Source organism: Serratia sp. BNK-12, assembly GCF_047456085.1.
GTDB lineage: Bacteria > Pseudomonadota > Gammaproteobacteria > Enterobacterales > Enterobacteriaceae > Serratia > Serratia liquefaciens.
In genome coordinates, this window is record NZ_CP179896.1 from 2,754,690 (window position 1) to 2,768,970 (window position 14,281).

Sequence of the window (14,281 nt, forward strand, 5' to 3'; positions counted from 1 at the left end):
TCGCCAAGCGTTAACTTATGACAGCCGTCACAAAACCACTGTGGGAAGCAGAAAAGTGCATACTTCCAGCCAATGGCTCCTCACCCGCACAGCGCTTCGGCTCCTATGGTTGTCACAGCGTATTAACACATCAGGAGTCAACATCATGACGGCAGGTGCTATTGCCCTGGGATTGGACTTCGGCAGCGACTCGGTGCGGGCGTTGGCGGTCGACTGCCAAAACGGTGCGGAGCTGGATACCGAAGTGGTTTATTACCCTCGCTGGCTGCGCGGTGAGTTTTGCAATGCGTCGGAGAATCGCTTTCGTCATCATCCGCTCGACTATATTGAAGCCATGGAACAGGCGATGGTCAGTCTGGTGCAGCGCATGACCCCGGCGCAACGGCTGCAGGTCGTGGGTATCGGCGTCGACTCAACCGGCTCCACCCCTGCGCCGATCGACCAGCAGGGCCAGGTGTTGGCGCTGCGGCCAGAATTTGCCGACAACCCAAACGCCATGTTTGTGCTGTGGAAAGATCACACGGCTCTTGAAGAAGCGGATGCCATCAATCGGCTCTGCCGCAGCGGCGAATTCCCCGATTATTCCCGCTACATCGGCGGCGTGTACTCTTCCGAATGGTTCTGGGCCAAAATTCTGCACGTCACGCGACGGGACGCCGAGGTACGTCAGGCGGCGGCTTCCTGGGTAGAGCTGTGCGATTGGGTGCCGGCGTTACTGTCCGGGACCACCGCCCCACAGCAGTTGAAACGCGGACGTTGTAGCGTAGGCCACAAAACCTTGTGGCACCCCGACTGGGGCGGCCTGCCGCCAAAACCCTTTTTTGCCGCACTCGATCCCTTACTGGTTGAGCATTTGCCCTACCCGCTGTTTGACGACTGCCACACCGCCGAGCTGCCGGTCGGCACACTGAGTGCCGAATGGGCCGCACGCCTCGGATTGCCAACTACGGTGGTGCTGTCAGGCGGCGCCTTCGACTGCCATATGGGCGCAGTGGGGGCCGGAGCCCAGCCTTATACCCTGGTGAAGGTGATTGGCACTTCTACCTGCGACATCCTGATCGCCGATCGCCAGCGGGTGGACGGGCGCGCCATCGAGGGCATTTGCGGCCAGGTTGACGGCAGCGTGGTGCCGGGGTTAATCGGTATGGAAGCAGGACAGTCCGCCTTTGGCGATATGTACGCCTGGTTCGGTCGCCTGCTGAGCTGGCCGCTGCGCGAAGCGGCAAAAAGCCAACCGCAGCTGCAGCCGCAATTGCAACAGATAGAAGCCGGCATGCTGGCCGCGCTGACCGAGGCCTGGGCCGATAAACCGTCACTGGATCATCTGCCGGTGGTGCTGGACTGGTTTAACGGCCGCCGCACGCCCTATGCCAATCAACGTCTTAAAGGCGTGATCGCCGATCTGAACCTCGGCACCGATGCGCCGACGCTGTTCGGTGGCTTTATCGCCGCTACCGCCTTCGGTGCCCGCGCCATCATGGAGTGTTTTGAGCAGCAGTCTATTCCGGTGGACAACGTACTGGCGCTGGGGGGGATTGCGCGTAAATCACCGGCGATCATGCAGGTCTGCGCCGACGTGATGAACCGACCGCTGCAGATCGTGGCTTCAGACCAATGTTGCGCGCTGGGCGCGGCTATCTTCGCCGCGGTGGCGGCCGGTCATTTCCGCAGCGTGCCCGAAGCACAACGCCACATGGCCTGCGGCATCGAACGCACTCTCCAGCCGGATCCGCAGCGCGTCGCCCGCTACCAACAGCTTTATCAACGCTATCAGCAATGGTGCCAGGCCGCCGCGCCGCGCTATGCCCCTAACGCCGGTTCAGCCTGCTGAACCCCCATTTCGACATGACAATTCAGGAGTCTCCATGGACGCATTCAAGCAGCGCGAAGTCTGGTTCGCCATCGGCAGCCAGCACCTGTACGGCCCGCACACCCTGCAACAGGTCAAGGCACACGCCGAGCAGGTGGTGGAAAATCTCAACCGTGAGGCCGGATTGCCGGTAAAACTGGTGCTGAAACCGCTGGTGACCACGCCGGATGAAATCACCGCCCTGTGCCGCGACGCCAACTATCAGCCACAGTGCATCGGCATCATGGCCTGGCTGCACACCTTTTCGCCGGCCAAAATGTGGATCGCCGGACTGTCGATCCTCCACAAGCCGCTGTTGCAATTCCATACCCAGTTCAACGCTCAGATCCCGTGGGACAGCATGGACATGGACTTTATGAACCTCAATCAGACCGCACACGGTGGCCGCGAATTTGGCTTTATTGGCGCACGTATGCGTCAGCAGCACAGCGTGATAGCCGGCCATTGGCAAGACCCGGAAGCGCACCGGCGCATTGCGCAGTGGATGCGTGCAGCCAACGCCAAACAGGCCAGCCAGCAGTTGAAGGTGGCCCGCTTCGGCGACAACATGCGTGAGGTCGCCGTGACCGAAGGTGACAAAGTCGGGGCGCAGATCCAATTCGGCTATTCGGTGAATGCCTATGGCATCGGTGATTTGGTCAGCGTGATCAATGAGGTCAGCCGTGGCGATGTGGATACGCTGATTGAAGAATACGAAACCCGCTACGTCTTGAGCGATGCGGCGCAAATCAACGGGGAAAAGCGTGAAAACCTGCTCGACGCGGCGCGAATCGAATTAGGCATGAAGCGCTTCCTCGAACAGGGTAACTTCCAGGCCTTCACCACCAATTTTGAAGACTTGCACGGCATGAAGCAGTTACCGGGGCTGGCGGTACAACGCCTGATGCAGCAGGGTTACGGCTTCGGTGGCGAAGGCGACTGGAAAACCGCCGCGCTGTTGCGCATCCTGAAAGTGATGGCGCAGGGACTGGAAGGCGGTACCTCATTCATGGAGGATTACACCTACCATTTCCAATCGGGCAACGATTTGGTGGTCGGTTCGCACATGCTGGAGGTTTGCCCATCGATCGCCAAAGAACAAAAACCGCTGTTGGATATACAACCGCTGGGTATCGGCGGCAAGGCGGATCCGGCACGGCTGATTTTCTCCACCCCGGCCGGTGCGGCGATCAATGCCAGCCTGATCGACCTGGGCGACCGATTCCGCCTGCTGGTCAATCAGGTGGACACCGTGGAACAACCGCATCCGTTGCCCAAACTGCCGGTGGCGCGCGCCATCTGGCGGGCTCAGCCAACGCTTGCTACCGCCGCCGAAGCCTGGATCCTGGCGGGTGGTGCACACCATACCGTGTTCTCACAGGCGTTGGATGCCGACCTGCTGCGACTTTACGCCGAGATGCATAACATCGAGTTTGTGACGATCGACCACAGCACCAGCCTGCCGGCGTTCAAAAATGAGCTGCGCTGGAACGAAGCCTACTATCAGCTTAATCGCCGTTAATCGGCCTGCTACCGGCGGCTTATCATGCCGTCGGTAGCCAAACGTGCTGCACCGGCCTCCTGGCGCCGACCATCCGCTTGATATTGATGACGAAGCCCGCATTACCCGCTAAGCTATGCGGCTGTCACATTGAATCATGTCTTACCCAGGAAGCCGTTTATGTCTCAAGCTGATTACAACCGTATTGGCGGTTGGTTGCTGGCCCCGATGTCCTATCTGATCGTCACCCTGCTTAGCGCCAGCCTGATGCTGCTTCTGTATGCCATGGCGATTTTCATGCCGGAATCGCGCGAATACCTGCTGACCAACGCTCAGGCGTTTAGCCTACAGTGGTATTTTTCAGTGCTGACCACGATGGCAATGTGGTGCTTTACGCTGTGGCTGCTGTGGCTGTTCTGCCATCGTTCGCAACGCTTCCCCAAGTTTTTCCTGCTGTGGTTGCTGATTACCGTGCTGCTGGCAGTGAAAGCCTTTGCCTTTGCGCCGGTGCCGGATGAGCTGGCCGTACGCAGCCTGGGTTGGCCCCTGCTGATGGCGGCATTGTTAGTGCCTTATATGAAACGTTCCAAGCGGGTCAAAGGGACCTTTACCGAGCGCTAGGCGCGTTGTGGCACGTTTTGTGCGTATGATTGTGTAAATTTTCGCCAAAAAAGGGCGAAAATAGCAATAACCTTGCTATCACTGTGTTGTGGTCAGGCCGCCAATTCCCGATAATAGGCGGCTTTTATTTTTTTAGGCATCGCAATGACCGAATACCTGCTCCTGTTTGTCGGCACCGTACTGGTGAACAACTTCGTCCTGGTGAAGTTCCTCGGCCTGTGCCCGTTCCTCGGCGTTTCCAAGAAACTGGAAAGCGCCATCGGCATGGGCATGGCTACTACCTTTGTCATGACGCTGGCCTCCGTCAGCGCCTGGGTGATCAACACCTTTATCCTGGTTCCGTTGGATCTGGTGTATCTGCGCACCCTGTCATTTATTTTGGTGATCGCCGTCGTGGTGCAATTTACCGAGATGGTGGTACGCAAAACCAGCCCGGCACTGTATCGCTTGCTCGGCATCTTCCTGCCGCTGATCACCACCAACTGCGCGGTGCTTGGCGTTGCGTTGCTTAACGTTAACCTCGGCTACAACTTCCTGCAGTCTGCGGTTTATGGCTTCAGCGCCGCCGCCGGCTTCTCGCTGGTGATGGTGCTGTTCGCCGCGATCCGTGAGCGTCTGGCGGTTGCCGACGTGCCTGCGCCATTTCGTGGTTCTTCCATCGCGTTGATCACTGCCGGGTTGATGTCTCTGGCCTTTATGGGCTTTACCGGGCTGGTGAAATTCTAATGACCGCGTTATGGATTGCGATTGCTGCGCTCAGCGCCCTCGGCCTGTTGTTCGGGCTGGTGCTGGGCTTCGCCGCGCGCCGCTTTGAAGTGGAAGAAGATCCGGTGGCCGAGCAGGTCGATGAGATCCTGCCGCAGAGCCAATGCGGCCAGTGCGGTTACCCCGGTTGCCGCCCTTACGCCGAGGCGGTGGCCAACGGTGAGATGATCAACAAATGCGCCCCCGGCGGCGAGCAAGTGATGCTGAAATTGGCCGAACTGCTTAACGTCGAGCCGCAGCCGCTGGGCAGCGAAGCCGCCGCCGAGCCGGTGCGTCAGGTCGCTTATATCGATGAAGCCAACTGCATCGGCTGCACCAAGTGCATTCAGGCCTGTCCCGTGGACGCAATAGTGGGTGCCACGCGCGCCATGCACACCGTGATTACCGATCTTTGTACCGGCTGCGACCTGTGCGTCGCGCCGTGCCCTACCGATTGTATTGAAATGAAACCGGTCGCCACCACTACCGCCAACTGGAAGTGGGATATGAAGACGATCCCGGTGCAAGTGATCCACGTGGAGCAACATGCTTAATTTGTTCGCCGCCTTCAAAAAAGACCGGATTTGGGATTTCGACGGCGGGATCCATCCCCCGGAAATGAAAACCCAGTCCAGCGGCGTACCGCTGCGTACCGCCCCGCTGCCCGACACCTTTGTCATCCCCTTGCAACAGCATTTGGGACCGGAAGGCGAATTGTGCGTCAACGTCGGCGAGCACGTGCTGAAAGGCCAGCCGCTGACCGTCGGCCGTGGCCGTACCGTACCGGTGCATGCGCCGACCTCCGGCACCATCAGCGCCATCAAACCGCATATCACCGCTCACCCTTCAGGGCTGGCAGAGCTGTGCGTAATTATTCAGCCGGATGGCGAAGACCGTTGGTGCGAACGCGCACCGGTGGCGGATTACCGTCAACTGCCTACCGGCGAACTGATCCAGCGGATTCATCAGGCCGGCATCGCCGGGTTGGGTGGCGCAGGTTTCCCTACCGCCAGCAAGCTGCAGGGTGGCATGAACGGGGTAGAAACGCTGATCCTCAATGCCGCGGAATGCGAGCCTTATATCACCGCCGATGACCGTTTGATGCAGGAGCATGCCGACCAAGTGATCGAAGGCACGCAGATCCTGCGCCACCTGCTGCAGCCGAAAGTGACGCTGATCGGCATCGAGGACAATAAACCCGAAGCGATCGAAGCGTTAAAACTGGCGTTGCGCGATCAACCGGGCATCTCGCTGCGGGTGATCCCAACCAAATATCCTTCCGGCGGCGCCAAGCAGCTCACCAAGATCCTGATCGGCAAGGAAGTGCCGCACGGCAAACACTCCTCCGCTATCGGCGTGCTGATGCAAAACGTCGGGACTGCCTTTGCCATTAAGCGCGCCATTGTCGACGGCGAACCCTTGATCGAACGCGTGGTCACCCTTACCGGTGAAGCGCTCAGCCAACCGGGTAATCTGTGGGCGCGCATCGGCACCCCGGTGCAGCACCTGCTGAACTTTGCCGGTTTCCAGCCGCAGGCCCAACAAATGGTGGTCATGGGCGGCCCGCTGATGGGCTTCACTCTGCCCGCGCTGAACGTGCCGATCGTTAAGATCAGCAACTGCATTCTGGCCCCTTCCGTCAGTGAAATGGCGCCGCAAGAACCTGAACAGTCCTGTATTCGCTGCGGTTTATGCGTTGATGCCTGCCCGGCGGGCCTGTTGCCACAGCAGCTTTACTGGTTCAGCCGTGGCGAAGAACACGAAAAAGCCCGCAAGCATAACCTGTTCGACTGCATTGAGTGCGGTGCCTGCGCCTTTGTATGCCCCAGCAATATTCCGCTGGTGCAGTACTACCGCCAGGAAAAGGCCGAAATCAAAGCCATCGATCAGGAAGCCGCGCGCACCGCCGAAGCCAAGGCCCGTTACGAAGCCAAATTGGCCCGTCTGGAACGTGAAAAACTGGCGCGCGAAGAACGTCACAAGAAAGCGGCCGTCAAAATGACCGACGGCGATCAGGATGCGGTACAAGCCGCCCTGGCCCGCGTGCGCAGTAAAAATGCCGCGCCGGCAACCGGCACCATCAGCGGCGAGGCACCGGACAATAGCGAGATGATCGCCGCCCGCGAAGCCCGCAAAGCGCAGGCGCGTGAACGTCGTGCTCAGCAAGATGCGGCTGCCACCCCAGCGACGTCTCCTGCTGTCGAGGGCGAAGATCCGCGTAAGGCTGCAGTTGCTGCTGCGTTAGCCCGGGTTAAAGCCAAGAAAGAAGCTCAGCAAGCCGACGCAGTTGGAACCCCTGCTGAGCCGGTAGCTGTGGCGCAGGAAGAAGATCCGCGCAAGGCAGCTGTGGCCGCTGCATTGGCACGGGTCAAAGCCAAGAAAGCCGCGCAGCAGGCCGAAACCGTTCAATCGTCGACGGAACCAGCAGCTGCCGTGCAGGAAGAAGATCCACGCAAGGCAGCGGTTGCGGCGGCCATTGCACGCGCTAAAGCCAAGAAAGCCGCGCAGCAGGCCGAAACGGTTGAATCGCCGACGGAACCAGCAGCTGCCGCGCAGGAAGAAGATCCTCGCAAGGCGGCGGTTGCTGCGGCCATCGCTCGCGCTAAAGCCAAGAAAGCCGCGCAGCAGGCCGAAACCGTTGAATCGCCGACGGAACCAGCAGCTGCCGTGCAGGAAGAAGATCCACGCAAGGCGGCGGTTGCGGCGGCTATTGCACGTGCTAAAGCCAAGAAAGCCGCGCAGCAGGCCGAAACCGTTGAATCGCCGGCAGAGCCGGTAGCTGCCGCGCAGGAAGAAGATCCGCGCAAGGCGGCGGTTGCGGCGGCCATCGCACGCGTCAAAGCTAAAAAGGCCGAGCAAAACCTGGCGACGGCGGAAAACGATAAAGAGTAGCGGAAGCGGCGCCTTGCAAAACGCAAGGCGGCCCTGGCTGTTTCACTCAATAATGCGTGAGCGCCGCTGGCGACCACTTGAGCACGCAGCAAGGCGTGAGATGTGAAGGTTGGTGGACCAAACAGGCGGTTCGTAATACAGGGCGCGTTCCAATGGTCCCAGCCCTTGGAGTCACGCCCTAATCAATAGAAATCAGATAGGTATAATCAACGTCAATCTGGCGCATCTTCGAATCCTGATTCCTCTCCTTGGTTTGAATTATTTCCATCTCGACGCTCCCTTTCACTTCATTACGCAGCCCCGGCATCACGTGGGTGATCAGATAGGCAAAGAACTGCGAACACTCTTTCGCCGAGCCCAGATGGTTAATAGAAATATATTCACGCCCGGCGATCGGGATAGTGTCGATCTGGTAGCCCGACAAAATATCCTGTTTGTTCTCAGGATCCACTGCCATGATGTGGGTAGCCGAATACGCGTCATCATCTCGATTTCGCACGGAATGAATGCTGTAGACCCGATGACAATCCACACTCAGCCCACGGAAGAAATCGGTGAAGATTTCGTCCTTCATCGCCATACAAGACGAATGTTCGATCTCCGCTTCCGAGGCAAAATCCAACTGGCGCGAAAAACCCACCAGCTGCATATCCGGCAACGTCAGGCGTTTCACTTCTGGGTAATAATCGGCTGCGAAATTGGCATCGAAACTAAAGCGCGGCATCAGGTTTTTCACATCCCAGGTGTCCATCGAACGATAACGATTGGGCGTGGTGTCGAAACGCTGTTTGAACATGCGGGTAAAGGTTTGTTGGGAATCAAAGCCCAGTTCGTCTGAAATATCGATGATAGAACGGTGGGTGATACGTAACGCCACCGCTGCACGCGTCAGAATACGTGAACGGATATAGGTGGCGAGCTGAATGCCGGTGATGCGTTTAAACTTGCGTTGCAGATGCCACTTGGAATAGCCGGAAATACGCGCGACTTCGTCCAGATTAGGCCGTTTCTCCAGATGTATCTCAACCCACTCAATCAGTTCTTCAATAAAAAATACATCTTCATTTGTCATTAATGTACATTCACTAACTTAATAATACACGGGATAATAACCCACATAGATTATGCAAAAGTTGTTATTTTGTGCGAAAAAAAGGCCCTAAAATACCCTGCAAATCCAGTGGTTATCGCCTGTTGTCGGCCAGTGATGCCGACGATTTTTGTTTTGACTGACCAAACTACCCCGCTTTTCTCGGCAAAAAAAATCTAATCGCGCCATTAGAAATTTCCCCCTCGCGTACACCCCGTGCTAAAAGCCGAATACCCGCACAATTAAGACGTATTACCCTCGCAGTGATTCAGGTAGAATGCAGCGCTATAATTTTTCCTGCGGCTCCTCTGAGAGGCGCGTTGAACCTGCCGATGCACGGCAAAGATAGGTGTAGTTATTCTATGAAGTTCAGGCCGGTACAACAAACAGCCGCCAAAGGCTTGCACATCGCCAGTTCTCCTTTCACCCATAACCAGCAAAGCACCAGCCGTATTATGCTGTGGGTCATGCTGGCTTGTATTCCCGGTGTCGCGGCGCAGGTGTGGTTCTTTGGCTACGGTACTCTGATTCAAACCGCCCTGGCGATGTTGGTCGCCCTGCTGGCGGAAGGCGCTATCCTCGCCTTGCGCAAGCTGCCGGTTCGCACGCGTCTGGCAGATAATTCTGCCCTGCTGACCGCCTTGCTGTTGGGCATCAGCCTACCGCCACTGGCCCCCTGGTGGATGATTGTCATCGGCACTTTCTTTGCCATCGTCATCGCCAAGCAGCTGTACGGCGGCCTCGGGCAAAACCCGTTCAACCCGGCGATGGTCGGCTATGTGGTGCTGCTGATCGCCTTCCCGGTACAAATGACCAGTTGGCTGCCGCCGGATGAACTGCGAGCCACCGCGCTTTCATTCCAGGATACCCTGCTGGCGATCTTCAGCGGCCATACCGCGCAGGGTGCCACCATTCACGAATTGCAGATGGGGATTGACGGTATCAGCCAGGCCACCCCGCTGGACGGTTTCAAAACCGGGTTGCGCAGTGGCCATAGCGTCGAACAAGTGTTGCAACAGCCGCTGTTTGGTGGCGCTCTGGCCGGTATCGGTTGGCAATGGGTCAACCTCGGTTTCCTGGCCGGCGGACTGTTTATGCTGGCTCGCCGCCTGATCCACTGGCAGATCCCGTTCAGCATGCTGGCAGCTATCGCCGTGTGCTCCGGGCTGGCCTGGTGGCTTGACCCGCTGCAGCAGGCATCGCCGCTGATCCACCTGTTCTCCGGGGCCAGCATGTTGGGGGCGTTCTTTATTGCTACCGACCCGGTCAGCGCTTCTACCACGCCAAAAGGCCGCCTGATTTATGGCGCATTGATTGGCGTGCTGGTGTGGCTTATCCGTGTTTATGGCGGCTACCCCGACGGCGTTGCCTTCGCCGTTCTGCTGGCCAATATTACCGTACCGCTCATCGACCACTACACGCAGCCACGCGTGTACGGCCATCGCTAAGGAGCCATGATGCTGAATTCAATGAGAAAGCATGGCACCACGCTGGCGGTGTTTGCCGCAGTGACTACCGGTCTGACCGCGGTGGTGCATAGCCTGACGCAAAAAACCATCGCCCACCAGGCGGCATTGCAGCAAAAAGCCCTGCTTGATCAAGTGGTGCCCCCGGAACACTACGACAACGACATGCAGACCGAGTGCTTCCTGGTAAGCGATCCGGCGCTGGGCAACGGTGCCCCTCACCGCCTGTATCTGGCGCGTAAAAACGGTCAACCTACGGCAGCAGCGGTAGAAACCACCGCACCGGACGGCTATTCCGGCGCCATTCAGCTGCTGGTCGGCGCTGATTTCAGCGGCACCGTGCTGGGTACCCGCGTGGTCGAACACCATGAAACGCCTGGATTGGGCGATAAAATTGAGCTGCGTATCTCGAACTGGATTTCGTTCTTCAGCGGCAAGAAAATTGAAGGCCCGGACGATAAACGCTGGGCGGTGAAGAAAGACGGCGGTATGTTCGATCAATTCACCGGCGCCACCATCACACCGCGCGCGGTGGTCAACGCCGTTCGGCGCACGGCATTGTATATGGAAACGCTGCCGCCTAAACTTGATAGCTTACCTGTGTGTGGAGCCAGCGAATGAGTGAAGCCAAAGATCTGATTGTCCAGGGGTTGTGGAAGAACAACTCCGCACTGGTACAGCTGCTGGGGATGTGCCCGCTGCTGGCAGTGACGTCCACCGTGACCAACGCCCTCGGGCTTGGGCTGGCGACCACCCTGGTATTGACGCTGACCAACGGATCCATTTCCGCGGTGCGCCGCTGGGTGCCGAATGAAGTGCGTATTCCCATTTACGTCATGATCATCGCGGCGGCGGTCAGCATCGTGCAGATGTTGATCAATGCCTATGCCTTTGGCCTGTATCAATCGCTGGGGATCTTTATTCCCCTGATCGTTACCAACTGTATCGTGGTGGGCCGCGCCGAAGCGGTAGCCTCTAAAAAACCCATCGGTTTGTCGGCGCTGGACGGCCTGGCAATAGGCCTGGGCGCTACCGGCGTAATGGTGACGCTTGGCGCGATGCGCGAGTTGCTGGGTAACGGCACCCTGTTCGACGGCGCCGATATGCTGCTGGGCAGCTGGGCCAAAGTATTGCGCATCGAAGTGGTTCACTTTGACAGCCCGTTCCTGCTGGCCATGCTGCCACCGGGGGCCTTTATCGGCCTGGGCCTGCTGTTGGCGTTGAAATACCTGATTGATGAACGGATGAAAGCGCGTACGGCCAAAGCCTTGCTGGCTGAACCGACGCTGGGACAAGGACAGACAGAGAAAGCCTGATGAATAAGCAAAAACGGCTGGAAATTCTTACCCGGCTGCGCGACAACAACCCGCAGCCGACCACGGAACTGGTGTACAGCACGCCGTTTGAACTGCTGATCTCCGTACTGCTCTCCGCGCAGGCGACCGACGTCAGCGTCAATAAGGCCACCGCCAAGCTTTATCCGGTGGCCAACACCCCGGCCGCCCTGCTGGCCCTGGGCGTCGACGGCGTCAAAGCCTACATCAAGACTATCGGTCTGTTTAACAGCAAAGCCGAGAACGTGATCAAAACCTGTCGCATGCTGTTAGAACTGCACGGCGGCGAGGTACCGGAAGATCGTGCCGCGCTGGAGGCCCTGCCTGGCGTCGGTCGCAAGACCGCCAACGTGGTGCTCAATACCGCCTTTGGCTGGCCGACCATTGCCGTAGATACCCACATCTTCCGCGTTTGCAATCGCACCCGTTTCGCTCCGGGCAAAAATGTCGATCTGGTTGAAGAGAAGCTGCTCAAGGTGGTGCCGGCCGAGTTCAAGGTCGATTGCCACCACTGGTTTATCCTGCACGGCCGTTATACCTGCATCGCACGTAAACCGCGCTGCGGTTCCTGCATCATTGAAGATCTTTGCGAGTTTAACGAGAAGGTTTATCCCGACGCCTGATCACTGCCACCGGGCGCAACGCGCGCCCGTCTCTTCCTCATATCCCATTGAGCTATTTTTTATCGGAAATGTGATATCAAGCAGCAGTAACCTTGGTGTTCTCGCGGATTTCAGTAGAAAACCCAATTCCCGCTTATTTTCAAGCGAAAAATTAGTTAAAAATTGCGGTAAACCTCACGTTTTAAAGATCACATTACCGTCACAAGCGCCAGTCCCGTTTTCTTAAATTTCTATAATTTTACAAAATGCGTCATATGCACAACAATCCAATGGATTAATCACCCCACCTATTGATATGGACTAATAAAACTCCATTCAGCAGAATATATCACTGCTTAAATTCCGTATAGCTTTTAATCAAAACAAAAACTCGGCAAAGCAAATAAAGACGAACGTTAATGCTGCATAACATTTGCAACATGGTTGTTTCACTCCGCGAGCGTTATATGTAACAGGATATGACAAACGCCTTGCCTCGTTGACAAAGATAGTGAACATTAACCGCCGTCATCCCATCCTATAACAACGCAGAAGGATGCAGTCCTGCATCACCTTTTGCAATTTCTCGTCTCTCTGGGACGGGGCAGTGAAAAATCAGAGGTACCAGTGTCAACAGCAAACAACAACAGCGAACAACCTGAAAGCGTGAGTCTTAACGCCTTCAAACAACCCAAGGCGTTTTACCTGATCTTCTCTATCGAGCTGTGGGAACGTTTTGGCTATTACGGCCTGCAAGGCATCATGGCGGTTTATCTGGTCAAAATGCTTGGCCTGAGCGAAGCCGACTCGATTACCCTGTTCTCTTCCTTCAGCGCACTGGTGTACGGCTTTGTCGCCATCGGTGGCTGGCTCGGAGATAAAGTGCTGGGCTCCAAGCGCGTGATCGTGCTGGGCGCGCTGGTGCTGGCCGTCGGCTACGCCATGGTGGCCTACTCCGGCCATGAAATCTTCTGGGTGTACCTGGGTATGGCGACCATCGCCGTGGGTAGCGGCCTGTTCAAGGCTAACCCATCCTCCCTGCTGTCAACCTGCTATGAGAAAGACGATCCGCGTTTGGACGGTGCATTCACCATGTACTATATGTCCGTCAATATCGGTTCTTTCCTTTCCATGTTGGCCACACCGTGGCTGGCGGCGAAATACGGTTGGAGCGTCGCGTTCTCACTGAGCGTGGTGGGCATGCTGATCACCCTGGTCAACTTTATGGTGTGCCACAAGTGGGTTAAACAGCACGGTTCCAAGCCTGACTTCAAACCCCTGCAGGTGAAAAAGCTGCTGATGGTCCTGGTTGGCGTAGTCGCTCTGGTAGCCATTTCCAGCTGGTTGCTGCACAACCAGGTGATTGCCCGCTGGGCACTGGCGATCATCTCCATCGGTATCGTGATTGTGTTCGCCAAAGAAACCTTTGCGCTGCACGGTGCCGCGCGCCGCAAGATGATCGTCGCCTTCCTGTTGATGCTGGAAGCGGTTGTCTTCTTTGTGCTCTACAGCCAGATGCCGACCTCGCTGAACTTCTTCGCTATCCACAACGTGGAACACAGCATCCTCGGTATTGGTTTCGAACCCGAGCAATATCAGGCGCTGAACCCGTTCTGGATCATGCTGGCCAGCCCTATTCTGGCGGCGCTGTATAACAAGATGGGTGACCGTCTGCCGATGCCGCACAAGTTCGCTTTCGGTATGATCCTGTGTTCCGGTGCCTTCCTGGTGCTGCCGTGGGGTGCCAGCTTTGCCAACGAACAGGGTATCGTTTCGGTTAACTGGCTGATCCTGAGCTACGCGCTGCAGAGTATCGGCGAGCTGATGATCTCCGGTTTGGGCCTGGCTATGGTGGCGCAACTGGTACCACAACGCCTGATGGGCTTTATCATGGGTTCCTGGTTCCTGACCACCGCCGCTGCCGCGCTGATTGCCGGTAAGGTCGCCGGTCTGACCGCCGTGCCTAGCAATGTTAACGACGCGCACGCTTCGCTGGCTATCTACAGCCACGTGTTTATGCAAATCGGTATCGCTACTGCCGTGATCGCCATCCTGATGATGCTGACCGCGCCGAAGCTGTACCGCATGACGCTGGACACCGCTGAAGATACCAACAAGAAAGCACAGGCGGCCGCCGCGGCCAACTGATCGCCGGCGAGGTTTTCATCGCAATAAAAAGCCG

At 57.3% G+C, this 14,281-nt stretch carries 12 protein-coding genes; 11 read left to right on the forward strand and 1 reads right to left on the reverse strand.

What is annotated here, in order from left to right; all coding sequences use genetic code 11:
- Positions 1 to 145 precede the first annotated feature (145 nt).
- The 6 genes from ACMGG1_RS12625 (at position 146) to rsxC (ending at position 7,607) form a co-directional block, all read left to right on the forward strand.
- Complete coding sequence (locus ACMGG1_RS12625) at positions 146 to 1,831, forward strand: ribulokinase (RefSeq protein WP_198639585.1); 1,686 nt, start codon at positions 146 to 148, stop codon at positions 1,829 to 1,831.
- Between the two features lie 34 nt (positions 1,832 to 1,865).
- On the forward strand, positions 1,866 to 3,371 hold the full coding sequence (gene araA / locus ACMGG1_RS12630) for an L-arabinose isomerase (RefSeq protein WP_149573347.1): 1,506 nt from the start codon (positions 1,866 to 1,868) through the stop codon (positions 3,369 to 3,371).
- 159 nt (positions 3,372 to 3,530) lie between these two features.
- Positions 3,531 to 3,971, forward strand: coding sequence for a DUF2569 domain-containing protein (locus tag ACMGG1_RS12635; protein ID WP_020826716.1), 441 nt, complete (start codon positions 3,531 to 3,533; stop codon positions 3,969 to 3,971).
- A gap of 144 nt (positions 3,972 to 4,115) precedes the next feature.
- Positions 4,116 to 4,697: an electron transport complex subunit RsxA gene (gene rsxA / locus ACMGG1_RS12640; RefSeq protein WP_004938443.1), complete on the forward strand. Its 582-nt coding sequence runs from the start codon at positions 4,116 to 4,118 to the stop codon at positions 4,695 to 4,697.
- Positions 4,697 to 5,269, forward strand: coding sequence for an electron transport complex subunit RsxB (rsxB, locus tag ACMGG1_RS12645; RefSeq protein ID WP_004943888.1), 573 nt, complete (start codon positions 4,697 to 4,699; stop codon positions 5,267 to 5,269). The genes rsxA and rsxB overlap by 1 nt, the downstream gene beginning before the upstream one ends.
- The gene (gene rsxC, locus ACMGG1_RS12650) at positions 5,262 to 7,607 is read left to right on the forward strand and encodes an electron transport complex subunit RsxC (RefSeq protein WP_262215013.1); all 2,346 of its coding nucleotides are present in this window, start codon (positions 5,262 to 5,264) and stop codon (positions 7,605 to 7,607) included. The genes rsxB and rsxC overlap by 8 nt, the downstream gene beginning before the upstream one ends.
- 178 nt (positions 7,608 to 7,785) lie before the next feature.
- Here the strand turns inward: rsxC and ACMGG1_RS12655 are convergent, their stop codons facing one another.
- Positions 7,786 to 8,679, reverse strand: coding sequence for a helix-turn-helix domain-containing protein (locus ACMGG1_RS12655; RefSeq protein WP_020826714.1), 894 nt, complete (start codon positions 8,677 to 8,679; stop codon positions 7,786 to 7,788).
- 380 nt (positions 8,680 to 9,059) lie between these two features.
- On the opposite strand from ACMGG1_RS12655, the gene rsxD reads away from it, so the two are divergent.
- The 5 genes from rsxD to dtpA all read left to right on the forward strand — a co-directional run bounded on the left by rsxD (position 9,060) and on the right by dtpA (position 14,247).
- Entirely contained in the window at positions 9,060 to 10,145 is a 1,086-nt protein-coding gene (rsxD, locus tag ACMGG1_RS12660) for an electron transport complex subunit RsxD (protein ID WP_020826713.1), read from the forward strand.
- A gap of 9 nt (positions 10,146 to 10,154) precedes the next feature.
- On the forward strand, positions 10,155 to 10,784 hold the full coding sequence (rsxG, locus tag ACMGG1_RS12665) for an electron transport complex subunit RsxG (RefSeq protein WP_020826712.1): 630 nt from the start codon (positions 10,155 to 10,157) through the stop codon (positions 10,782 to 10,784).
- Positions 10,781 to 11,479 carry an electron transport complex subunit E gene (locus ACMGG1_RS12670; RefSeq protein WP_020826711.1) on the forward strand — a complete coding sequence of 233 codons (699 nt, stop codon included), beginning with the start codon at positions 10,781 to 10,783 and terminating at the stop codon, positions 11,477 to 11,479. The genes rsxG and ACMGG1_RS12670 overlap by 4 nt, the downstream gene beginning before the upstream one ends.
- Positions 11,479 to 12,120 (forward strand): endonuclease III, encoded by a 642-nt coding sequence (nth, locus tag ACMGG1_RS12675; RefSeq protein WP_149573350.1) that lies wholly within the window; start codon positions 11,479 to 11,481, stop codon positions 12,118 to 12,120. Before ACMGG1_RS12670 ends, nth begins: the two co-directional genes overlap by 1 nt.
- A gap of 606 nt (positions 12,121 to 12,726) precedes the next feature.
- Positions 12,727 to 14,247, forward strand: coding sequence for a dipeptide/tripeptide permease DtpA (gene dtpA / locus ACMGG1_RS12680; RefSeq protein WP_046373676.1), 1,521 nt, complete (start codon positions 12,727 to 12,729; stop codon positions 14,245 to 14,247).
- Positions 14,248 to 14,281: the final 34 nt, after the last annotated feature.